The sequence below is a fragment of the Streptomyces yokosukanensis genome (assembly GCF_001514035.1).
Lineage (GTDB): Bacteria > Actinomycetota > Actinomycetes > Streptomycetales > Streptomycetaceae > Streptomyces > Streptomyces yokosukanensis.
Genome location: NZ_KQ948215.1, coordinates 229,651 through 251,834, shown reverse-complemented (window position 1 = coordinate 251,834; position 22,184 = coordinate 229,651). Strand labels below are relative to the sequence as shown.

The window sequence follows — 22,184 nt, the reverse complement described above, 5'->3', positions numbered from 1 at the left end:
GGTTGCGTGCGTCAGGTGCCGGGCGGGAGCGTGAAGTCGAAGACGGCCGAGTCGAAGGCCGCGTAGTCGGCGTAGCCGAGGAGTTCGTACAGGCGGGAGCGGGTCTGCATACGGGGCAGCAGCGACTGCTGGGTGCCCTGCGCGGCCAGGGTTCGCAGGCCCTCCTCGACGGCGCCCATGGCCAGGCGCAGCAGGGTGACCGGGTAGAGGGCGATGTCGTAGCCGAGGTTGTGCAGCGTGTGCGCGTCGAGCGGGCGGCTCTTGCCGAACTCGGTCATGTTGGCGAGGAGGGGGACGTCCACCGCCCCGCGGAAGGCCTCGAACTCCCGCTCGTCGGCGAGGGCTTCGGGGAAGATCGCGTCGGCGCCGGCGTCGACGTAGGCCCTCGCCCGGTCGGTCGCCGCCGCAAGGCCCTCGACGGCCCGGGCGTCGGTGCGCGCCATCAGGAGGAAGTCCGGGTCGCGGCGGGCGTCCACGGCGGCCCGGATCCGGCGGGTCATCTCCGCCCGTGGGACGACCGCCTTGCCGTCGAGGTGGCCGCACCGCTTGGGGGCGACCTGGTCCTCCAGATGCAGCCCGGCCAGGCCGGCGTCCTCCATCAGCTGCACGGTGCGGGCGGCGTTCATCGGCTCCCCGAAGCCGGTGTCGGCATCGACGAGGACGGGCAGATCGGTCGCCCTGGTCGTCTGCTGCGCCCGGGCGGCGATCTCGGTCGAGGTGGTCAGTCCGATGTCGGGCAGGCCGAGGTCGGCGGCGAGGACCGCGCCGGACAGATAGGCGGCCTCGAAGCCGGTGTCCTGGATGAGGCGGGCGGAAAGGGGGTTGAGGGCGCCGGGCATGAGCAGCAGGCGGTCTTCGGTGAGCCGTTCCCGCAGGGCCCGGCGGCGTTCTGCGGGGGTGGTGCGGGTGTGGAGCATCAGAACAGGCCCTTCGGGAGCCGGGCGTCGTAGGCGGCGACGGTGCGGGTGTCCACCGCCGGGAACAGCCCGTCCAGGGCGGTGGCGGCCGAATCGGCGAGCTGCTCGGCCGCGGTGAGGAAGCGGTCCTGTTCGGCCGGGGTGACGATGCCGTCCGTGAGCGTGCGGAACTTGCCCGCGTAGGCGGCCCGGTCGAAGGGGCGGGCGCCGGCCGGATGGGCGTCGGCGACGGCCAGTTCGTCCTCGATCACCGAACCGTCGGCCAGGGTGACCACCGCGCGTCCGCCGAAGGCGCGCCGGGCCGGGTCGGGGTCGTGGTACCGCCGGGTCCACTCGGGGTCCTCGACGGTCGTGATCCTCCGCCACAGGGCGACGGTCTCCGGGCGGCGGGCCCGCTCCGGGGCGTAGGAGCGCTCGTGGTGCCAGGTGCCGTCCTGAAGGGCGACGGCGAAGATGTACGGCACCGAGTGGTCGAGGGTCTCGCGGCCGGCGTCGGGGTCGTACTTCTGCGGGTCGCCCGAGCCGGAGCCGATGACGTGGTGGGTGTGGTGGCTGGTGTGCAGGACGATCGAGCGCACGGTCGCCGGCGGTCCGGTCTTCTCGCGCAGCCGCCGGGCGAGGTCGATGACCGCCTGGGCCTGGTACTCGGCCGAGTGCTCCTTGGTGTACGTGTCGAGGATGGCCCGGCGGGACTCGCCCGGCTCGGGCAGCTGGACGGTGTAGTCGGCGTCCGGGCCGTCGAGCAGCCAGGCCAGGAAGCCGTCCTCGCCCTCGTAGACCGGGGACGGGGAGGTCTCGCCGCGCATCGCGCGGTCGACGGCCTCGATCGCGGCCTTGCCGGCGAAGGCGGGGGCGTACGCCTTCCAGCTGGAGATCTCGCCCTTGCGGGACTGACGGGTGGCGGTGGTGGTGTGCACGGCCTGCTGGACCGCCTGGTAGACCGTCTCGGTCGGCAGTCGCAGCAGGGCGCCCAGGCCGCAGGCGGTGGCCGCGCCCAGATGGGCCACGTGGTCGATGCGGTGCTCGTGCAGACAGATGCCCTTGACCAGGGCCACCTGGATCTCGTAGGCGGCGACGATGCCGCGCAGCAGGTCGGCGCCGGTGCGGCCGGTGTGCTGGGCGACCGCGAGCAGGGGCGGGATGTTGTCGCCGGGGTGGGAGTAGTCGGCGGCCAGATAGGTGTCGTGGAAGTCGAGTTCGCGTACGGCGGTGCCGTTGGCCCAGGCCGCCCACTCCGGGGAGACCCGGGTCCGGGTGCCGAAGACGCAGGCGCCGGGCTCGGCGGCGGGGTGGGCGGTGGCCTGGGCGCGGGCCGCGGCGACCGGGCGGCGCAGCAGGGAGGCGACGGCGACCGAGGCGTTGTCGATCACCCGGTTGACGGCCATGGCGGTGCAGCGCGCGTCGGGTTCCTCGGTGGCGGTGGCCACGGCGGCGAGCTTCCAGGCGAGCTGGTCCTCGCGGGACAGCCGGTCGGCGCTGGGACGGACGCGGACGTGGTGCTCGATCACGGGACTCCTCGTGGTGTCGGGTGGCTGTGCCTCGGGGCGGACGTGCTTGAGCCTTCCCGGCGGCCGGCCATGGGGCCACCACTCCCCGGTGCGTAATCCGTACATCGAGGAGCTGCGAATCTGCGAAAGCTGCGAATTGTGCGGATGCTATGTTCGCAAGCGAGGCAGGTGAGGCGAGGAGGTGCGCGCATGGCCCGGCGGCCGGCCGAACGGAAGATCTACGCCCACGCCAAACTGCGCCGCCTGCGCCGCGAGCGCGGTATGAACCAGGTCGACATGGCCCGCGCCCTCGACATCTCCACCAGCTACGCCAACCAGCTCGAACAGAGCCGGCGCCCGCTGACGGCGTCCGTGCTGCTGCGGATCGCCGAAGTCTTCGGCGTCGACACGGAGTTCTTCTCGGAGGCCGAGGAGGACCGGCTCGCGGCCGATCTGCGGAGCGCGCTCGCCGACGAGGCGTGCGCGGTGCCGCTGCCGGCCGAGGAGGAGGTCTCCCAGGCCGCCCGCGCCCACCCCGAGCTGGCGCGCGCCCTGGTCGCCCTGCACCGCCGCTACCGCGACACGGCCGAACAGGCGGCGGCCCTGGCCTCCCCGGGTGCGGGCGACCTGCTGCCGCCCGCCGAGCCGCACGACGAGGTGCGGGACTTCTTCTACGGCCGGCACAATCACTTCGAGCCACTGGACACCGTGGGCGAACTCACCGCGGAGGAACTGGCGTTGCGCCCGGGCCGGGCCGCGGACCCGCTCGTGTCGCGCCTCTCGGAACGGCACGGGGTCCGGGTGGTCCGGGCGGCGCAGGGCCGGTCGGCCGACGCCCGCCGCTTCGAGAAGGACTCCGGGCTGCTGTTCCTCTCCCCCTGGCTGAGCGAGGGCCAGCGCGCCTTCCAGCTCGCCACGCAACTGGCGCTGCTGGAGCACGGCCCCCTGCTGCGCCGGCTCGCCGACACCGCCGCCGAGCTGACCTCACCGCAGTCCCGGGCGCTCGCTCGCATCGGACTGGCCAACTACTTCGCGGGCGCCCTGCTCATGCCGTACGCGGCCTTCCACACGACGGCCGAGGACGTCCGCTACGACATCGAACTGCTCTCGGCCCGCTTCGGCGTCGGCTTCGAGACGGTCTGCCACCGCCTGAGCACTTTGCAGCGCACCGGGCGGCGGGGGGTGCCGTTCTCCTTCCTGCGGGTCGACCGGGCCGGCAACATCTCCAAGCGGCAGTCGGCGACCGACTTCCACTTCTCCCGGCTGGGCGGCACCTGCCCGCTGTGGACGGTGTACGAGGCGTTCTCCGCGCCCGGCCGGATACTCACGCAGGTGGCCGAGATGCCGGACGGCAAGCGGTACTTCTGGATCGCCCGCACCCTCACCCGGGGCGGCTTCGGGCACCACGCGCCGCGCGCCGAGTTCGCCGTCGCGCTCGGCTGCGAACTGCGCCACGCGCACCGGCTCGTGTACGCCGAGGGGATCGCCCTGGACGACCCGCGAGCCGCGACCCCCATCGGCCTGGGCTGCCGGATCTGCGAGCGCCGGGACTGCGCCCAGCGGGCCCGTCCGCCGGCCGGCGGGCGCCTCGCCATCGATCCGGACCGGCGTACGTATGTGCCGTACCCCGTGCAGACCCGGACCTCATGACCTCGAAGACACGGAGAGCAGGAGCAGCCACGTGACCAGCCGCGTCACCCTCGTCTCGCCCGCCACGAGCCCGTCGCTGCGGCAGGCACGCTTCGACGACGGCGCCTCGGTCGACGACGTCGGCGCGGCCCGCGCCCGTGCGGCGGCCGGATCGCTGCCCTCGGCCGCCGCGGTGGTCCTCTCCCCGAGTGTGCGCTGCCGCGAGACGGCCGAGGCGCTCGGCCTCGCCGGCGCACCGGCGCCGGAGCTGGCGGCTCTGGACGTGGGCCACTGGCGGGGCCGTACGCTCGACGAGGTGGGAGCGGCCGAGCCGGAGGCGGTGGGCCGGTGGCTCACCGACCCCGGCTGGGCGGCCCACGGCGGGGAGTCGGTGCGGGACCTGTGCGGGCGGATCGGCCGCTGGCTGGACACGGCCGGGGGCGTGGACGGCCGCACGGTCGCCGTGGTCGAGCCGGAGGTCGTGCGGGCCGCGGTCGTTCATGTCCTCGGCCTGCCCGCAGCCTCGTTCTGGCGGCTGGACGTGGCGCCGTTGACGGCCACGGAACTCAGTGGGCGGGCCGGGCGGTGGAATCTGCGGCTGGGACGGCCGCTCACCGCGCAGGACGCCGACCGGTGCCTTGCCCCGGATCAGGCCGCCGGGTCCCGGTGACGGCGCAGCAGGGCCGCTATCGCGCACCGCAGGCAGCCGATGTCGGCGTCGCCCGGCACGGCGTCGCCGTCGGTGTTCGTCGCCGGCGGCCTGTGGGCGTGCGCTCGGCAGACGTCCGCTTCGGTGGCTATCAGCGTCTCCAGGTCGTGCAGGAGCCGTTCCGTGCGCTTCGCCTGCTGGGCGAGCACCCGTACCCGGGCGCTCTGGCCGCCGATCTGCCGTCGGCTGGCGATCAGTTGCTCGTACTCCTGCGGGGTGAGGGCGACCGCGTCGCGGCCACCGAGGGTGATACGGCGGGGCTGAGGGGGTCTGGCCATCCGGTTCCTCCGCTCCTCGCCTCGGGTGTCCGTGTGCGTCCGATCGGCCGGTCCGCCGCTGCCCGCCGGTGATCCCGTGCCGGCGCACGGCGGCGCGTCGGTGTCCGGAGAACGCCAGAGGGCCCTCGGACAGTTCCGAAGGGCCCTCTGTTGTCCGGAAGAAATCAGTGCGCGGCCGGAACCGCCTGCTTGCTCGCGGCCGTCGCCGGCCTGGGGTTCAGCACCCGATCGGCCAGCTCGCCGAAGACGAGGCCGAATCCGGCCCACAGAACGGTCTGGATCGCCACGGCCGAGAGCCGGAACCGCCACAGCAGGGTGGCCGGGAACTCCTTGGGCACCTCGTTGACGACCGGCAGGAACTGGTAGGCCAGTGCGATCACGACGACGAACGCGGCCACCGCGACCACCGTCGCCCACCAGGTCCCCAGGCTGGGCGCAAGCCGCTTGCCGAGGAGGGTGGTGGCGATCGCGAGGAGGACGCTGAGCAGCATCATCAGGAAGTACAGGGTGGTCCGCTTGCCGATGGTGTCGGGGTTGCCGACCGACGGCGGATTGGCCGGATACTTCAGGAACGGCACGACGTACACCGTGAGCAGTGCGCAGCCCGCCAGCAGCAGTGCCGTGGCACGCGGGCTGAAGCGGCCCACGCGTCCGAGTGCGAAGCAGAAGGCGAGCGCGGCGATGCCGCCGAAGGCGACCCCGAAGACGAGGACACCGGTGGCGAGTCCGGCGGTGGACTGCAGGGAGCGGGAGACGACTTCCATCTCGTGCTCGTGGGAGTGGGCCTCCTCGAAGCTGATCGCCTTGTCGACGTTCGGCTCACCGAGGACGTATGCCACGATCAGGGCGAGCACGCCGGCCGCGAGGCCGGCGAGCATGCCCCGTACGAGAAGGTTTCGTACGGTTGCGGAATTCATGGGCGTGCGGCGTCCCTCGCGTCAGTGGCAGGGGAAACCGAGCAGGTGGCGGGCGTCGTGCACCCACTCGTGGACGTCCGTTCCGCTGAACACGGAGGTGGCGCCCTGCTCGGCGCCGACGAAGTAGAGCAGGATCATCATCAGGACGCCGAAGAAGACCGCCCAGGGAGCAATCGCCTTCAGCGGCAACTTGGCGGGAACGACGGCGGTGGTGGCTGTCGGCTGGGCGACGGTCTGCGCCATGGCAGGACCTCCTCGGGAGTTCGCGTCCCATCTCGGTGGTGCACTGGACGACAGCCACGGGTCTGACTCACGAGCCCCCTGGGGGACCCGCACACAGTGGCGCGACCGTGCCGGATTCTCACCGGCTTCCGTCTCGCTGTCGTCGATATCGGACAGACCGTACCGCGTGATGCGCGCATGGCCAAGACCGCCTCCGGCCGACGTGATCTTCCTCTCCCGGTGTGCGCGCACGAACCGGGATCACGCGGGCTCTCCGCTGCGGTCCCTGATGGTGCGCACGATGCCCGAGAAGTCCTCGGCCGCTCCCGCGTGCTCGGCGTAGGCCGCATACAACTCCGCGGCCCTGAGGCCGAGTTCGGTGTGCACCGCGCCCGCGCGGGCCGCGGCGGCGGCGAGTCCGAGGTCCTTGGCCATCAGGGAGGCGGCGAAGCCGGGGCGGTAGTCCCGGTTGGCGGGGCTGTCCGGCACGGGCCCGGGCACCGGGCAGTTCACGCTGAGCGCCCAGCACTGCCCGGACGCCGTGGACGCCACGTCGTACAGGGCCTGGTGGGACAGTCCGAGGCTCTCGCCGAGGACGAACGCCTCGCTCACGGCGATCATGGAGATGCCGAGGATCATGTTGTTGCAGATCTTGGCCGCCTGTCCGGCGCCCGGGCCGCCGCAGTGGACGGCCTTGTTGCCCATGGCCTCCAACAGGGGCCTCGCCTCGGCGAATTCGGCTTCTCCCCCGCCGGACATGAACGTGAGGGTACCGGCCTCGGCGCCGACCACGCCGCCGGAGACGGGGGCGTCCAGCGCCCGCATCCCCGCGGCGTCCGCGCGTTGGTGGGCAGTGCGGGCATCGGCGACGTCGATGGTGGAGCAGTCCACGAAGAGGGTGCCCGGCCGGGCGGCCGGGAGGACGGCGTCGTAGAGGTCCAGGACGTGGCGGCTGGCCGGGAGCATGGTGACGACCACGTCGGCGTCCGCGACGGCGTCGGGGGCCGAGGGCGCGGGCTCGACCCCCGTCCGCGCGGCGCCGTCGAGGAGCGTGGGCACGAGGTCGTAACCGCGCACCCGGTGGCCCGCCGTGACCAGGTTGGCGGCCATGGGGGCGCCCATGTGCCCGAGTCCGAGGAACGCGACGGCCCTGCTCACCAGGCCGCCTCCTGGGCGAGGCCGGGCCCGGCGAGCCCCAGTTCCCGGTTGCCGAGCGGGGCGAAGAAGCGCTCCACCTCGGCGTCGGAGACCTCGACGAGGGTCGCCGGGGACCAGTGCGGGTCGCGGTCCTTGTCGATGATCTGGGCGCGGACGCCCTCCACCAGGTCCGGGGTGCGCAGGGCGGCGCAGGAGACGCGGTACTCCTGGTCGAGGACCCGTTCCAGCGGACCGAGGCGCCGGGCGCGGCGCAGGGCGGCGAGGGTGACCTTGAGCGCGGTGGGCGACTTGGCCATCAGGGTCTCGGCCGCCTCCTTCGCCTCCGGGCCGCCGTGGGCGAACAGCCGGTGGGCGATCTCCTCGACCGTGCCGGCGGCGTAGCAGCTGTCGATCCACTCCCGCTGATCGCTCAACTCCCCCTGCGGCGGGGGCTGTACGTGCCACGCGAGGACGTCCGGTACGGGTAGCTCGGCGAGGTCGTCGACGAACGCGCCGAGGGCGGCGGAGGGGACGTAGTGGTCGGCGAGGCCGCACAGCAGGGCGTCGGCGGCGCCGATCTGCGCGCCCGTAAGTGCGAGGTGGGTGCCCAGTTCGCCGGGGGCGAGGGCGAGCAGGTAGGTGCCGCCGACGTCGGGGACGAAGCCGATGCCGGTCTCGGGCATGGCGACCCGCGAGCGTTCGGTGACGATCCGGACGCTGCCGTGTGCGGAGATGCCGACGCCGCCGCCCATCACGATGCCGTCCATGAGGGAGACGTACGGCTTGGGGTAGCGGGCGATGTGGGCGTTGAGGTGGTACTCGTCGCGCCAGAACGCGGCGGAGGCGGTGCCGTCGCCGTCGCGGGCGTCGTCGTGGACGGCGCGGATGTCGCCGCCCGCGCACAGGCCGCGCTCCCCGGCGCCGGTGATGACCACGGTCTCGACGGCCGGGTCGTGCTCCCAGGCGGTCAGTGCCTCGTCGATGCGGCGCACCATGGTGTGGGTGAGGGCGTTGAGGGCCCTGGGCCGGTTGAGGGTGATGTGGGCGGCCCGGCCGGTGGTGTGGAAGAGGACGGGTTCGTCGGTGCCGGTCATCCGAACGCCTCCGTCAGGCCGCGGGCCACGATGACGCGCATGATCTCGTTGGTTCCTTCCAGGATCTGGTGGACCCGCAGGTCGCGGACGATCTTCTCGATGCCGTACTCGCTGAGGTAGCCGTAGCCGCCGTGCAGTTGGAGCGCGCGGTCGGCCACCGTGTATCCGGTGTCGGTGGCGAACCGTTTGGCCATGGCGCAAAGGTACGGGGCCTGCGGGTCGCCCCGGTCGAGGGCCTGGGCGGCCTGCTGCACCAGGGCGCGGGCGGCGGCCAGTTCGGTCGCCATGTCGGCGAGGCGGAAGCGCAGCGCCTGGGCGTCGATGAGGCGCCGGCCGAACGCCTCCCGGTCGGCGAGGTGGGCGAGGCTGCGGTCGAGGGCGCTGCGGGCGCCGCCCAGGGAGCAGGCCGCGATGCCGAGGCGCCCGCCGTTCAGGCCGTTCATCGCGATGCGGAAGCCCTCGCCCTCGCGGCCCAGGAGCCGGCCGGCGGGCAGCCGTACGCCGTCCAGGACGACCTGGCGGGTGGGCTGGGCGTTCCAGCCCATCTTGTGCTCGTTCGGACCGAAGCCGAGGCCGGGGTCGTCACGGTCGACGAGGAACGCGGAGACGCCGTCGGCGCCGCGTCCGCCGGTGCGGGCCATCACGACGTACACCTGGGCGGCGCCCGCGCCGGAGATGAACTGCTTGACGCCGCTCAGGACGTAGTCGTCGCCGTCGCGCACGGCCCGGGTGGTGAGGGCGGCGGCGTCGGAGCCGGTGCCGGGTTCGGTCAGGCAGTAGCCGGCCAGGTCGTCCATCGCGCACAGCCGGGGCAGCCATCGCTCGCGCTGGACGTCGTCGCCGTAGCGGTCGATCATCCAGGCGACCATGTTGTGGATGGAGAGGTACCCGGCGATGGACGGGCAGCCGGAGGCGAGGGTCTCGAAGACGAGCACGCCGTCGACGCGGCTCAGTCCGGAGCCGCCGGACTCCTCGCGGACGTAGACGCCTCCGAGGCCGAGTCCGGCCGCCTTGCGCAGGACGTCGACGGGGAAGTGCTTGTCGCGGTCCCAGTCCAGGGCGTGCGGTGCGAGATGGTCCTGGGCGAAGTCGAGGGTGGTCTCGACGAGGGCCTGCTGGTCCTCGGTGAGCAGGGTGGTCGTCATACGGCACTCAGCCCATCGTGGGGATCGTGAAGCCGGCGCCCTCGCGCAGCCCTGCGGCGGGCCAGCGGGAGGTGACGGTCTTGGTGCGGGTGTAGAAGCGGATCGCGTCGGGGCCGTGCTGGTTCAGGTCGCCGAAGCCGGAGCGCTTCCAGCCGCCGAAGGTGTGGTAGGCGACGGGCACCGGGATGGGCACGTTGACGCCGACCATGCCGGTGTCGACGCGCCGGCTGAAGTCGCGGGCGGTGTCGCCGTCGCGGGTGAAGATCGCGACTCCGTTGCCGTAGGTGTGCTCGCTGGGCAGGCGCAGGGCCTCCTCGTAGTCGGCGGCGCGTACGACGCACAGGACCGGCCCGAAGATCTCCTCCTGGTAGATGCGCATCGCCGGGGTGACCCGGTCGAAGAGGCAGGCGCCGGCGAAGAAGCCTTTCTCATGGCCGGGCAGGGTGAAGTCCCGTCCGTCCACGACGAGTTCGGCGCCCTCCGCGACACCGAGGTCGACGTAGGAGCGCACCCGGTCCACCGCGTCCCGGCCGACCAGCGGCCCGAAGTCGGCGTCGGGGTCGTCGCCGCGGCCGATGCGCAGGGCGCCGATGCGTTCGGTGAGCCGGGCGACCAGGGCGTCCGCGGTGCCCTCGCCGACCGGCACGGCCACCGAGATCGCCATGCAGCGCTCGCCTGCCGAGCCGTATCCGGCGCCGATCAGGGCGTCCACCGCCTGGTCGAGGTCGGCGTCCGGCATCACGATCAGATGGTTCTTGGCGCCGCCGAAGCACTGGGCGCGCTTGCCGTGGGCGGCGGCGGTGGCGTAGACGTGCGCGGCGACGGGCGTGGACCCGACGAAGCCGAGGGCGGCCACGCGCGGATCCTCCAGGAGGACGTCGACCGCGTCCCGCGCGCCGTTGACGACGTTGAGGACGCCCGGCGGCAGACCGGCCTCCCAGAAGAGTTCGGCCAGCCGCAGCGGGACGGACGGGGCGCGCTCGGACGGCTTGAGGATGAAGGCGTTGCCGCAGGCCAGCGCGGGCGCGGCCTTCCAGAGGGGGATCATCGCGGGGAAGTTGAACGGCGTGATGCCGGCGACGACGCCGAGGGGTGCGCGCAGCGAGTGGACGTCGATGCCGGTGCCGGCGTTGTCGGTGAACTCGCCCTTGAGCAGATGCGGGATACCGGCGGCGAACTCCACGACCTCCAGGCCGCGTTGGATGTCACCGTGCGCATCGGCGATGGTCTTGCCGTGCTCGGACGACAGGAGTCGGGCCAGCGAGTCCTTCTCCTCGTCGAGGAGTTGCAGGAAGCGCAGCATGACGCGGGCGCGGCGCTGCGGGTTCCACCCGCCCCACTCGCGCTGGGCCTCGACGGCGACGGCGATCGCCGCCTCGGTCTCGGCCCGGTCCGCGAGCGGGACGCGGGCCTGGACCTCGCCGGTGTTGGGGTCGTACACGTCGCCGAAGGAGCCCGAGGTTCCCGGGGTGCGCCTGCCCGCCACGAAGTGGGTCAACTCGCGGACAGGGGTCTGGTCTTGCGGACGGATCATGGGTGCCTGCTCTCGTCAGGTGATCCGGGACGGCTCGCGCCGGTCCGGCACGTCCGGTGTGCGGGCGTGCGGGGTGCGCGCGAGGGACGCGTATGGCGTGAGAACGGTCAGCCGATGACGTCGGGACGCGTCATGCACTGCCGCCGGGATCATGGATACGCACCGGTGCCATGCGTGTCAGCTCCATCCTCGTGGACAACACGGAACATCCCACGGCCGGTATCCTGACTCCCGGATCAGCGCGCGCCGTCCGCCTTCCCGACATCCAGCTCGTCAGTGGCGTCCTGCTCGACGGCGTACTCCCCGGTCACAGTGGCGGGACCGCGCCGGAATCACACCGGCTTCCCTGCACCGCGGGTCTTGCCCCCGAATATATAGTTGGACGTCCTAGTAAATCCAGTGGGTATCCCGCCGGACCGCTCAGCTCGTGCGGCGTCCCGGCGGTGTGAAGGCGTACAGATCGAGGATGTCGGGCCGGGGAGCCACTCCCGGGCCACCGGCGTGCACCCAGGTGACGATGTCCTCGGTGGCGTCCGCGTCGTTGACGAGCCCGAGCCAGACCGGCCGCCCACCGGCGGCCCGGCCCTCGGCCGACGGCTGTACGACGATGACGTTGGCCTGATCGCACACGTCGAGGCACTCGGAGATGCGCGTCGGCACCTCCGCCCGCAGCCGCGCGGTCTGCGCCGCGTGGTCGACCCCGGTCACCTTGGGACTGCCGCAGCAGCAGTCCCGGCACACGACGACCCGGCACGGCGCCGCACCGTCCCGCGCTCCGGCCCCGCCCCTTGCCACGTTCTCCGCCGGCGTTACGGCCATGCCGCGCCACTCCCCTCCCGGGGAGATCCGCCCCGGTGTCCGTCGAGGAGGCGACCGCGTGAGTCTCCTGGCTCCCGGGTCGTCGCTCGTCCCGCCTTCCCACCCCGGTCGGGGCGGTGGCCTGCCGGAACTCGCTCACCGGTCACAGTGGCGGGACCGCGCCGGATTCACACCGGCTTCCTCGGACCGCCGTCGCCTATGTCGCCGATCATCATCCCATCACCCGCGCTGCGCGGGGACGGCGCCCTCGGGCGCACGCCACGAGTGAGGCTGACGTGACCGGTGAGCGGTCCGGACACCTCCCGTTGGGCATACAGAATGTGATCGACCTGTCGCCTTCCGCACCGAATCCGGGAGTTGTGGATGCACAATCAGGAACTGACCGTCGTTCACCGTGGCCGGACCCTGGCGTGGGAGGGCTTCTGCACCGGTCCCGGGCTGCTCTGCACCGAGGAACTCGAGCGGATCTCGCGGCGTCTGCTCGGGACGGACCTGGCCGGCGCGAAGGAGGCGGCCGGAAAGGAGCTGCTGCCGTTCGGTGCGCTCCGCGGCGAGGTGCCGGCCATCGTGCTGGGCACCGCATCCACACTGAAGGGCTGCTTCGAGGCCGACGTGGCCCAGTTGGCCCTCGGCCGCTCCCCCGACGACTTCACGGCGTACAACGAGGCTCGGGCGGTGTATCTGGCCGCGCCGGGCGATCTGGTCGTGGGCCGGGGCGAGCCGTGGCGGCAGGCGGTGGCGGCGTCCGAGGCGGTGCCCGTGGAGGTCCCCGAACTGCACTACTACTACCTGACGCACGCCCTGCTGGCGATGGCGGTCGAGGCCGCCCCGGGCCGGCCGTCCGCACCGCTGGAGCAGTTGGTCCGGCAGCTGAGCGCGGCGCCGGAGACGGTGGTCCGGCTGTTCGCGATCGACGCCGAGGCTCGGGTGCTGCTGCTGTGGCTGAAGCGCGCGGCGGGCCTCGAGCGGCTGCGGGTGGACGCCAACGGGCCGGAGATCGCCGAGCGGTGGAACCGGAAGACGACGCTGTACCCGACGGTCGAGGACGCGCTGGAGGTGCCCGCGCCGAGGGCGGACGACGCCCCCGAGACCACCCTGTGCGCCGAGGCCGAAGCGACCGCGTTCCACCGGGAGTTCGGGGTGTTGCTGCCCCGGCTGCCCGGCTACTCGGTCTCGCGGGCCGGGGCCGACGAGGCGCTGCTGCGCCGCCGGGTGCACACGGCCGCCCGGCTGCTCGGCGAGCGGTACGGGCTGGAACTGGGCTGCTTCAAGCCCGCTGAGGCGCTCACCGGCAGCAGGATCCGCATGGCCGTGCCGCTGACCGACGGCGCGGCGCTGGACGCACTGGCCCGCCAGGCGATGGAGACCGAGGAGGACTACGTCCTGGAGGCCCACACCCACTATCTGCGCCACCGGGTCCCCGGCTACGAGTTCATCCTGGCGCCCTCCGCCCATGTGGTGGCCGGACGGCCCGCCGAGGGCGGAACGGTCCAGATCACCCGGGGCAGTGTCTGGGAGGGGAGCGTCTATGTGGACGAGGAGACCTGCGCACGGTTCGACATCACGCCCGCTCAGTTCCGTGCCGTTCGGGAGGGCATGGCCACGCTGCACGGCGCGTTCCGGGGTGCGGGGCGCGACCTGGGGTTCGTCAAGGGCGGTGTCGACTTCGCCATCGCCCGTCTGGGTGGCCGCTTCGGCGGGCGGCCGGTGGTCGCCATGCAGGATCTGAACCTCTCGTCGAACGGCGCCGAGTACGTCCGGGCGTTCCTCGCCGAGGCGCGGGACGTGCTCGGCAGGCGGCAGGGGGTGTACGCGGCGACGAAGGTGGTGCGGCCTGCGGCGGAGACGGATCTGAAGCGGCTGGAGGACAGTGTCGGGGGTTCCGGGGCCGAGGGGTGGGCGCGGGCGATCACCTCGGTGGCCGGGCGCTGGGGACTGATCGGGGTGGCGGCTCCGTGTCCGCGGCAGGCGGCGCAGCGCGTGCTGGAACTGGAGCAACGGCTGCACCGCACGGGGCTGTTGCGGACCAGCGTGTGGGACGAGTCGGTGCGGCCGTCCTGAAACCGTCCGGCCCCACCCTCGTGGGGCCGGACGCTCGCGCTCCTCGCGGCGCCGGACGATCGTGCTCCCCCGATGCCGGACGCTCGTGCCCTCGGGGCCGGGGCGCTCAGGACCGCTTCTCCCGGTGTGTGCGGCTGGACGCCTCCCGGCCCTGCGCCGCGGTCCCGGGAGGACGGCCCGCCCCGGGGCGCGCGGACACCCCCTCCCGCGTCGCGGCACGGCCGACCCGGAGCAGCGGTCCGGTCATCACGGTGGTCAGCACCGCCATCACGACGAGGATCGAGTAGAACGCCTGGTCGATGAAGTGGAGTTGGAGTCCGACGGTGAGGATGACGATCTCGGTGAGGCCACGGGTGTTCATCAGCACCGCGACGGTCCTCGCCTCCTGCCGGGGCAGTCCGGCCGCCACGGCGCCGAGGCCCGCACCGGCCATCTTCGTCACGACGGCGACCGGCAGCATCACCGCGAGCCCGCCGAGATGCGTCGCGCGGAACGTGGTCAGATCGACGCGGGTGCCCGCGACCACGAAGTAGACGGGCAGCAGGATCTGGGTGGCCGACTTCTCCAGTCCGTCCATCACGGAGACACGCAACCGCTCCCCGGTGCCCTCCCGGGGCATGACCGCACCGAAGGCGAACGCCCCGAAGACGAAGTGGATGCCGAGCCATTCCGTGGCCGCGCAGGAGGCCATGAGCCCGGAGGCCACCACGACGACGGCAGCCGGGTCCGACGCCCCCTCGGCACGCCCGCGCAGCAGCCGGGCGGCCAGCGGGCGCACACCCAGGACCAGCAGCGCCAGGTAGACCGGCACGAACGCCATGCGCCAGGACTGGGCAGTGGTGAAGAGCGCGGCGACGACGGCGAGACAGGCCCAGGCGAGGAGGTCGTTGACACCCGCGGCGGCCATCGAGATCCGGCCGACGGAGGTGTGGTTGAGGCGTTGGTCGGCGAGGATCCGGGCCAGGACCGGGAAGGCGGTGACGGACAGGGCCACACCGATGAACAGCACGAATCCCGGTGTGCCCGAGGGCGCGTGGCCGGCCGCGAACGGCAGCGCCGCGAGGCAGCCGCCGACCAGGGGCAGCAGCACCGACCCGGTCGCCACGCACAGGGCGGTGCGGCCGCTGCCGCGCAGGAAGGCGGGGTCCATCTCGTAGCCGATGACGAACATGAACAGGGCCAGGCCGACGTTGGCCAGCGCCCCGAGGAGCGGCTGGACCTCGTCGTACGGGACGGCGTCCCGCCAGCCGAGGGTCTGTGACAGCAGGGTCGAGCCGAGCAGGACGCCGGCGACGATCTCGCCGACCACGGCCGGTTGCCCCAGCCGGCGGGCGCCGGCCGCGCACAGCCGCGCCACGCCCAGCACGAGGGCCAACGCCAGGAAGAAGTAAGCCGTCTGATCACCCATCAGCTTGCCCCGGCAACGGCTGCGCTCGGATCGACGGGCTGGTTGAGCACCGCCCGGCCGATGAGGTCGCGCATGACCTCGCTGGGTCCCGCGGCGATGGTGGCGGCGCGGGCGTCGCGCTGGGCGCGGGCCGCGCGCGAGGTCTCCAGATAGCCGTGCGAACCCTGCAGTTGCAGGGCGGTGTCGGCGATCCGGCAGGCCAGTTCGGTGGTGTGCAGTTTGGCCATCGAGCATTCCACCGCGGGCAGTTCGCCCTGGTCGTACAGCCATGCGGTGTGGTGCACGAGGAGGCGTGCGGCGGCCAGTTCGGTCGCCAGGTCGGCGACGCGGTGCACGAGTGCCTGCTTGTGCGCGAGCGCCTCGCCGGCGACGTCGCGGGCGCGCAGGAAGGCGCGCAGTTCGTCCAGGGAACGGTCCATGCCGCCGAGGGCCAGGGTGGCGGCGACGAGGCGTTCCAGCTGCAGTCCGCGCATGAGGTAGTAGAAGCCGTTGTCGAGCCGGCCGATGAGCCGGTCGGCGGGGACCCGCACCTCGTCGAGGGCGACGGTCGCCGTGCCGGCGGAGCGCCAGCCGAGGGTGCGCCGCGGGGTGCGGGTGACGCCGGGCAGGGCGGTGTCGACCACCAGCAGGGACAGCCCCTTCGCGCCGCGGGGCCCGGTCGCGCCGGCGGCGGTGCGCACCGCCGTGACGAGGAAGTCGGCGGTCATGGCATTGCTGACCATCGACTTGGTGCCCTCGACGACGAAGTGGTCGCCGTCGCGGACGGCCGTGGTGGCGAGGCCCGACAGATCGGCTCCGGCTCCCGGTTCGGTGATCGCCAGGGCGGCCACCCGTTCGCCCCGCACGGCCGGCGCGAGGTACTCCTCGCACAGGTCGGGCCCGCCGACCCGGGCGAGGTAGTGCGTCGCCATGTAGGCGTGGACGGAGACGGCCGCCCGCAGTCCGCCGAACCCGGTGCGGCCGAGTTCCTCCAGGAAGACGACGGAGGTGAACAGGTCCCGCTCGGCGCCGCCGACGGAACGCGGGTGCAGCAGGCCCAGGTAGCCGCGCTCACCGAGGAGTTTCCACACCGGGGCGGGGACGGTGTCCTGCTCCTCCCAGAGCGCGGCGTACGGCATCACCTCGGCGGCCAGGAACGCGCGCACCTGCGCACGGAAGGCGGCGTGGCCCTCGTCGAAATAGGGTGACCTCACGATCCGTCGCTCCTTCGTCGTTCCGCCAGGCACAGGGTGATCTCGTCGTCGAGCAGCCCGAGCAGGTCCCGGGCACGTTCGTGCAGGAAGAAGTGGCCGCCGGCGATGCGGTGGGCGCGGAATCCGTGCGGCGCGAGGCTGCGCCAGGCGGCGACCGCGTCCGGCGGGGCGACGTCGTCGTCCTGGCCGAAGAACGCGGTGACGGGCACGGGCAGCGCTTCCGGCGCCGGGCGGGCCCAGGTCTCGGCGAGCCGGATGTCCGCGCGGAGCATCGGGTCGAGCATGGCCATCAGGCGGGGGTCGGCGAGGACGTCGGGGGGTGTGCCGGCCAGTCTGCCGAGTGCCGCGCGGAACGCCTCCGGCGGCAGGTCGTGGATGGCGGGCTGCGCGCGCGGCATGTGCGGTGCCCGGCAGCCGGACAGCAGGACCCGCTCGGGCGGCCGGACGAGGGGCAGTACGGCGGTCTCGTAGACCAGCATCGCGCCCATGCTGTGCCCGAACAGCAGGTAGGGCGAGGCGATGTGCTCCTCGAGGGCGGCGGCGAAGTCGCGGGCCAACGACGGCCACTCCTGGGGGAGTTGCTCGCGCAGCCGGCTCTCCCGCCCCGGCAGCCGTACGGCGACCAGTTCGGTGTCGGCGGGCAGTCGCTCGGCCCACGGCCGGTACGTGCCGGGCCCGGCGCCGGCGTAGGGGGCGCAGACCAGTCTCAGCCGGGCCTCCGGCCGGGGCAGCGGACGGTGGAACCAGCGTCCGGACTCCGCGGTGCGGGTCCCGGCCGTTGCGTTCATGTGCGGCTCCTGTCAGGCGACGGCTGAGGCTCGGTGCGGCGCCGGGTCTTTCATGTCCGGCTCCGGTCGGGCTGCTGCCGCTGTCCGGTACGGGCCGGGGCGGGCGGGGCGGGCCGGTGGCGGGCGTGGGTGACGAAGGCCGTGCACAGACCGGCGAGCAGGCCCCAGAAGGCGGAGCCGACGCCGAGCAGGGTCACGCCGGAGGCGGTGGTGAGGAAGGTGACCACGGCCGCCTCGCGCCATCGCTCGTCGGACAGCGCGCTGCTCAGCGAACCGCCGATGGTGCCGAGCAGGCCCAGCCCGGCGATGCCCGCGACCAGGGCCGGGGGCAGCGCGGTGAGCAGGGAGCCCACGGCGCCGCCGAAGATTGCGACGCAGAGGTAGAAGATGCCGGCCCATACCGCCGCCGTGTACCGGCGGCGGGGGTTCTCGTGGGCCTCGCGGCCGGTGCAGATCGCGGCGGTGATGGCGGCGAGGTTGAGGCCGAAGCAGCCGAGCGGCGCGAGCAGCAGGTTGATGCCGCCGGTCCAGCCGATCAGCGGTGAGACCGGGACGTCGTAACCGTCGCCCCGCAGCACCGCCACGCCCGGCAGGTTCTGCGAGGCCATGGTGACCACGAACAGGGGCAGGCCCACGCTGATCAGCACCCGCCACGAGAAGTCCGGGGCGGTGAAGACGGGTTGGGCGACGTGGAAGCGCACCCCGCCCAGATGCAGCGAGCCCTGCGCGGCGGCGGCGACGAGTCCCGTGAGCAGGGCGGCGATGACGGCGTAGCGGGGCATCCAGCGACGGGACAGCAGGTAGGCCGCGAACATCGGGAAGACGACCGCGAAGCCGGTGCCGTGCATGCTGCTGAACAGGCGGGTCCCGAACTCCAGGAGGACGCCGGCGAGCAGTCCGGCCGCCAGGGGGACGGGGATGCGGTCCATGCCCCGCTCGAACCATCCGGTCACCCCGCACACGGTGATGAGGGCCGCGGAGAGCAGGAAGGCGCCGACGGCCTGCGCCATGGTCGCCCCGTGCAGACCGCTCGCCATGAGCGCCGCCCCCGGTGTCGACCATGCGGTCACCACCGGCGCCCGGTAGCGCAGCGACAGTCCGATGCAGGTCACGCCCATGCCCACGCCCAGCGCCAGCATCCAGGAGGCGAGTTCGGCCTGGTCGGCGCCCGCGGCCCGGGCCGCCGTGAAGACGATCGCCGCCGAGCTGGTGATGCCCACGACGACGGCGATCAGGCCTGCCGCGACGGCCGACGCGGGCGCCGCCCGCCACAGCAGGTGGTACGGGGAACTCATGTACGCGCTGTCCTTTCGGCATCCCCACTCGCCTCGACGGCGGCGGCCAGCGCGCCGAACGTGCTGTCGGTGAAGATCAGGTCGGGGGTGAGGGCGTCCTCACCGAGTTCGCTCTCCAGGGTCGCCATCAGTCGTACGGCGGTCAGGGAGTCGCCGCCGAGGTCGAAGAAGTCCGCGTCCGGCCGGACCGCCTCCGGTCCGAAGAGTTCCGACCAGATCCGGGCGAGCACGGCGACCCGCGGGGAGGCCGGGACTCCGCGCTCCCCGGCGAGCTCCTGGTCGCCGGTCCCGGTGAGATCGGCGGCGAGGGTGTAGCGGACGGGCGCCGGCACCGAGGGCAGGCGCCGGGCGACGAGGGCGCGCAGTTCCTCCTCCAGCCGGCGCAGGGTCGGACCGCCGGCGGGGGCGGAGAGGAGTCCGGGCGCGGTGTCCGTCCGGGGCCGTCGGGCGTAGAGGGTGTGACAGGGGGTCAGGGCGAGGCGCGCGTCCTGTTCGACGGCGACGTCGAAGCCGTGCGCCCGCAGGTCGGCGAGGACGGCCGCGAGGCGCCCGTCGACGTCGTGGACCTCCATCACGATCCGGTCGATGCGCGGCCACAGGTCGTCGTCGATGCCGTCCAGGACCTCGGCCTCGGCCTTCTCCACGTCGATCTTCAGCAGGTCGATGCGGTCGAGGCCGTGCCGGCGGACGACGGCGCCGAGCGTGGTCACGGGGACGCGGCGGGTCCGCGCGGTCATCCGGTCGGCCGCGAGGCGGTCCAGGTGCTCGCCCCGCTGCGCGTTCTCGCCGGTCAGCAGATAGCCCTTGAGCACCTCCAGGTCCTCCGCGCGGTCGGCGAACCGGCCGGACATGACGCTGTTGTGGGGGTAGAAGGTGAACTCCGCCTCGCCCTCGGCGCGGCCCAGCGCGGTGCGCAGCACGGTGGCGTCCACCTCGTGCAGCTCGGCGTTGAGGGCGATCGCGTCGGCCAGTTCGTCGACCGGCTCGACGGCGATGATCCGGGCCCCCGGACTGCGCCGGGCCGCACAGAGGGTGAACATGCCGATGTTCGCGCCGACGTCCACGACGACGGCACCGGCGGGCAGCGTGATGCCGTGCCGGAAGTAGGCGTTGTCGGTGAAGATCTCGCGGTGGAGGAACTCCGTCTCGCTGCGGTTGAGTCCGGCCACCCGGACCTCGCCCGCGGGCTCGTGCCAGCCGAGGGCGGCGCCGAGCCGGCCGGCCGCCTCCAGGGCGAGGGAGCGGTGCAGCACACCGGCCCCGGCGGGGTCGGGCACGATCCGGGCGTGCCGGCCGCCGTCGGTGACCGTCGCACCGGCCACCGCGGGGTGTTCTTCGAGCACATCGGCCGGCTGCTGCTGCCGGGCGCTGTCGGCGGTCTCGTTCATGTGCCCTTCCGGTCGGGGGCGGTCACGGTGTGCAGGAACTCCGCAGCGAGTGCGGTCAGTTCGTGCCCTCCGTCGAAGGCGGTGAGATGGTCGCCGTCGGGCATCGTGCGCAGTTCGGCCCGCGGCAGGCGGGCGGCGACGAACTTCGAACCGGCGGGGTGCGCCGTGGTGTCCCGGTCACTGGTGACGACGAGGGTCGGCTGGGGGGCGTCGAGCAGCGGACGGCAGTCGGCCGACATGATCGCCCCGTTCAACAGGCCGTAGCGGTACAGCAGTTCCGGTGTCGCGTAGGGGTGGATGAGGTAGTGGGCGATGTCCGCGCGGAGGGTCTCCAGCGTCGTGGGCCGGCTCATCAGCCGGTGCATGGCCGCCGCCTGGGCACGCCCCCGGGAGACCATGGTCAGCAGGGACTCCACGTCCCGCTGGTGTGCCGTCTTGGGCGCCTCGCCGGCGAGTTCGTAGTCGCCGTGCCACAGGCTCAGGGAGGTGATGCGGTGCGAGCGGGCGGCCGCCGCGAGCGCGACGACCGCTCCCCCGCACAGGCCCAGGGCATGGGCCTCGGCGATACCGAACCCGTCGAGGACGGCGAGCACGTCCTCGCTCTGGGCGTCCAGCGTGTGGTCGGCCGGCGCGCCGAGGCCCGGTCCGTCGTCGGCGGCGAACAGTCCGCGGCTCTCCCAGGTCACGACCCGGTACTGCGCGGCCAGGGCGCCCAGCCATCGCCGCACCAGTCCGACGGGCATGCCGCAGGCGCTGACGACGGCGACGGCGGGCGCGTCCTCGGGTCCGGCGGCCCAGCACCGCAGCGGCGTGCCGTCCCGTGCGGGCACCACCACGGCGGGCCCCGGAAAGGCGGCCAGAGCCGCCCGTGCCGCCCGCTCCGGCTCGCCGTCGGCCACGGCGCCGGGTGCGCGCAGCGACAGCCGCCGGCCGACCGCGAGTTCCGCCGCGGTCAGCCCGTCCGGCTCGCCCACCACCTCCAGCTCCGGCACGCCGAGGGCGGAGCCGACCCGGTCGAGCAGTTCCTGGGCCGCCGGCAGGGACCGGGCGGCGAGCGGCTGAGCGGGCGCCACCCGTAGCCGGTCCTCCGTGGCTCGGGTGATCGACGCGGTGTCCAGCAGGGCGTGGGCGAGCGCGGCAGGTGTGCCGTCGCCGGGCGCGCCGACCGGTTCGGACCGCGTCGGCATCACGCCCCCGCCGGCGGCTGGGGCACGAAGGGGTGCTCCCGGGTGGTGCGGGTGGCGATCCGGTTGTGCCCGAACTGGTCCGCGCCGCTGACCAGTACCGCGCCGTACCGGTCGAGGCTGACCCGGCCGCCGTACTCCTCGATCTCGTCCGTGCCGGGGTAGATCTCCACGGACGTGGGCACATAGCGTGTCGCGAATCCCATCCGCATGTCCCTGGTACGGCCCTCGTGCGGATGCGAGGCGTGCATCAGGGTGGACCAGAACATGATGAACTGACCGGCCCTCATCTCCATCGAGACGGCCTGCGACTCGTCCGGCTTCCAGTCCGGGTCGATCTGCAGTTCACGGTAGTCGTAGCCGAAGAAGCCCCGCCGTACGCCGTCCTTGTCGACGCTCTCGTTCCGCTCCGGGGCGTAGTGCATCCGCTTCGTCTCGTCGTAGAACATCGTGCGGTGCGTGCCCGGAATGAACTGCAGGCACCCCATCTCCGCACTGGCCTCGGTGAAGGCGCACCACACCGTGATGGTGCCGCCGAAGTCCGAACCGCCGGGCCACTGGATCTGCGGTGTGCCCGAGGCATTGGCGAACGTGTCCGCCTGATGCCAGTCGGTCCCCTCGTCCCCGGGATGCTTCGGGAAGAACTCCGTGCGCCAGCACAGCACGTCGGGGCCCAGCACCGAGGCGACACGGTGCACGATCTCCGGTCGTGTGATGTGATCGGCCAGGAAGGCGTGGTCGAGATGGCGGTCGTAGTTGGAGATGTTGGTCGCCGCGGACACCGCGGCGTCGTCGCTGTAGACCGCCGCGCTGCGGTCCAGCAGCTCCAGGCGGGTGCGCCCCCAGCTCTTCTTGATCTCGTCCGGCTCGTACAGGGTGAACGGACCCGCGAATCCGTTGCGGTGGAAAGCTGCGAGGTCTTCGGGGCTCAGCGAGAAATCGGGCCGTGCGCTCATGCGTGCCTCCATCGTGGAAGTGG

The 22,184-nt window shown here is 73.1% G+C and carries 20 protein-coding genes and 3 riboswitches; of the genes, 3 read left to right on the top strand and 17 right to left on the bottom strand.

Annotated elements, in window-relative coordinates:
• Positions 1-11: 11 nt before the first annotated feature.
• Together prpB and AQI95_RS25465 are read right to left on the bottom strand one after the other, a co-directional pair.
• A complete protein-coding gene (gene prpB, locus AQI95_RS25470; RefSeq protein WP_067128214.1) occupies positions 12-917 on the bottom strand; it encodes a methylisocitrate lyase in 906 nt (301 codons plus the stop codon).
• A complete protein-coding gene (locus AQI95_RS25465; protein ID WP_067128211.1) occupies positions 917-2,425 on the bottom strand; it encodes an MmgE/PrpD family protein in 1,509 nt (502 codons plus the stop codon). Before AQI95_RS25465 ends, prpB begins: the two co-directional genes overlap by 1 nt.
• Before the next feature lie 189 nt (positions 2,426-2,614).
• Here AQI95_RS25465 and AQI95_RS25460 point away from each other — a divergent pair, with 189 nt between their 5' ends.
• Complete coding sequence (locus AQI95_RS25460) at positions 2,615-4,054, top strand: short-chain fatty acyl-CoA regulator family protein (protein ID WP_067128208.1); 1,440 nt, start codon at positions 2,615-2,617, stop codon at positions 4,052-4,054.
• A 31-nt stretch (positions 4,055-4,085) separates the two neighbouring features.
• Positions 4,086-4,703, top strand: coding sequence for a histidine phosphatase family protein (locus AQI95_RS25455; protein WP_067128205.1), 618 nt, complete (start codon positions 4,086-4,088; stop codon positions 4,701-4,703).
• Here AQI95_RS25455 and AQI95_RS25450 read toward each other — a convergent pair.
• The 8 genes from AQI95_RS25450 to AQI95_RS25415 all read right to left on the bottom strand — a co-directional run bounded on the left by AQI95_RS25450 (position 4,682) and on the right by AQI95_RS25415 (position 11,888).
• Entirely contained in the window at positions 4,682-5,020 is a 339-nt protein-coding gene (locus AQI95_RS25450; RefSeq protein ID WP_067128202.1) for a hypothetical protein, read from the bottom strand. The genes AQI95_RS25455 and AQI95_RS25450 overlap by 22 nt on opposite strands.
• 164 nt (positions 5,021-5,184) lie before the next feature.
• Positions 5,185-5,937 (bottom strand): CbtA family protein, encoded by a 753-nt coding sequence (locus tag AQI95_RS25445; protein WP_067128199.1) that lies wholly within the window; start codon positions 5,935-5,937, stop codon positions 5,185-5,187.
• 21 nt (positions 5,938-5,958) lie between these two features.
• Positions 5,959-6,180: a CbtB domain-containing protein gene (locus tag AQI95_RS25440; RefSeq protein WP_067128196.1), complete on the bottom strand. Its 222-nt coding sequence runs from the start codon at positions 6,178-6,180 to the stop codon at positions 5,959-5,961.
• A 35-nt stretch (positions 6,181-6,215) separates the two neighbouring features.
• Positions 6,216-6,354: riboswitch (cobalamin riboswitch) on the bottom strand.
• Between the two features lie 66 nt (positions 6,355-6,420).
• Complete coding sequence (gene mmsB / locus AQI95_RS25435; RefSeq protein WP_067128193.1) at positions 6,421-7,317, bottom strand: 3-hydroxyisobutyrate dehydrogenase; 897 nt, start codon at positions 7,315-7,317, stop codon at positions 6,421-6,423.
• Positions 7,314-8,390: an enoyl-CoA hydratase/isomerase family protein gene (locus AQI95_RS25430; RefSeq protein ID WP_067128191.1), complete on the bottom strand. Its 1,077-nt coding sequence runs from the start codon at positions 8,388-8,390 to the stop codon at positions 7,314-7,316. The genes mmsB and AQI95_RS25430 overlap by 4 nt, the downstream gene beginning before the upstream one ends.
• Positions 8,387-9,535, bottom strand: a complete 1,149-nt coding sequence (locus AQI95_RS25425) for an acyl-CoA dehydrogenase family protein (protein ID WP_067128188.1) — start codon at positions 9,533-9,535, stop codon at positions 8,387-8,389. The genes AQI95_RS25430 and AQI95_RS25425 overlap by 4 nt, the downstream gene beginning before the upstream one ends.
• A 7-nt stretch (positions 9,536-9,542) precedes the next feature.
• Positions 9,543-11,069 carry a CoA-acylating methylmalonate-semialdehyde dehydrogenase gene (locus AQI95_RS25420; protein WP_067128185.1) on the bottom strand — a complete coding sequence of 509 codons (1,527 nt, stop codon included), beginning with the start codon at positions 11,067-11,069 and terminating at the stop codon, positions 9,543-9,545.
• A 197-nt stretch (positions 11,070-11,266) separates the two neighbouring features.
• Positions 11,267-11,440, bottom strand: a riboswitch (cobalamin riboswitch).
• A gap of 49 nt (positions 11,441-11,489) precedes the next feature.
• On the bottom strand, positions 11,490-11,888 hold the full coding sequence (locus AQI95_RS25415; RefSeq protein WP_244188848.1) for a (2Fe-2S) ferredoxin domain-containing protein: 399 nt from the start codon (positions 11,886-11,888) through the stop codon (positions 11,490-11,492).
• Between the two features lie 61 nt (positions 11,889-11,949).
• Positions 11,950-12,070, bottom strand: a riboswitch (cobalamin riboswitch).
• A gap of 181 nt (positions 12,071-12,251) precedes the next feature.
• Between AQI95_RS25415 and AQI95_RS25410 the strand changes: the two genes are divergently transcribed.
• Positions 12,252-13,949: a hypothetical protein gene (locus AQI95_RS25410; RefSeq protein ID WP_067128182.1), complete on the top strand. Its 1,698-nt coding sequence runs from the start codon at positions 12,252-12,254 to the stop codon at positions 13,947-13,949.
• Between the two features lie 106 nt (positions 13,950-14,055).
• On the opposite strand, the gene AQI95_RS25405 is transcribed toward AQI95_RS25410, so the two are convergent.
• From AQI95_RS25405 to AQI95_RS25375, 7 genes are read right to left on the bottom strand one after another with little or no spacing between them, the layout of a single operon-like run.
• Complete coding sequence (locus AQI95_RS25405) at positions 14,056-15,357, bottom strand: cation:proton antiporter domain-containing protein (protein ID WP_079071459.1); 1,302 nt, start codon at positions 15,355-15,357, stop codon at positions 14,056-14,058.
• Positions 15,357-16,550: an acyl-CoA dehydrogenase family protein gene (locus AQI95_RS25400; RefSeq protein ID WP_067128179.1), complete on the bottom strand. Its 1,194-nt coding sequence runs from the start codon at positions 16,548-16,550 to the stop codon at positions 15,357-15,359. The genes AQI95_RS25405 and AQI95_RS25400 overlap by 1 nt, the downstream gene beginning before the upstream one ends.
• Positions 16,547-17,338: a thioesterase II family protein gene (locus tag AQI95_RS25395; protein WP_067128176.1), complete on the bottom strand. Its 792-nt coding sequence runs from the start codon at positions 17,336-17,338 to the stop codon at positions 16,547-16,549. The genes AQI95_RS25400 and AQI95_RS25395 overlap by 4 nt, the downstream gene beginning before the upstream one ends.
• A 50-nt stretch (positions 17,339-17,388) precedes the next feature.
• The gene (locus AQI95_RS25390; RefSeq protein WP_067128173.1) at positions 17,389-18,633 is read right to left on the bottom strand and encodes a benzoate/H(+) symporter BenE family transporter; all 1,245 of its coding nucleotides are present in this window, start codon (positions 18,631-18,633) and stop codon (positions 17,389-17,391) included.
• Complete coding sequence (locus AQI95_RS25385; protein ID WP_067128170.1) at positions 18,630-20,021, bottom strand: FkbM family methyltransferase; 1,392 nt, start codon at positions 20,019-20,021, stop codon at positions 18,630-18,632. The genes AQI95_RS25390 and AQI95_RS25385 overlap by 4 nt, the downstream gene beginning before the upstream one ends.
• Positions 20,018-21,208, bottom strand: a complete 1,191-nt coding sequence (locus tag AQI95_RS25380) for an alpha/beta fold hydrolase (RefSeq protein ID WP_067128600.1) — start codon at positions 21,206-21,208, stop codon at positions 20,018-20,020. The genes AQI95_RS25385 and AQI95_RS25380 overlap by 4 nt, the downstream gene beginning before the upstream one ends.
• Positions 21,208-22,161 carry a chlorinating enzyme gene (locus tag AQI95_RS25375; protein WP_067128167.1) on the bottom strand — a complete coding sequence of 318 codons (954 nt, stop codon included), beginning with the start codon at positions 22,159-22,161 and terminating at the stop codon, positions 21,208-21,210. The genes AQI95_RS25380 and AQI95_RS25375 overlap by 1 nt, the downstream gene beginning before the upstream one ends.
• Positions 22,162-22,184: the final 23 nt, after the last annotated feature.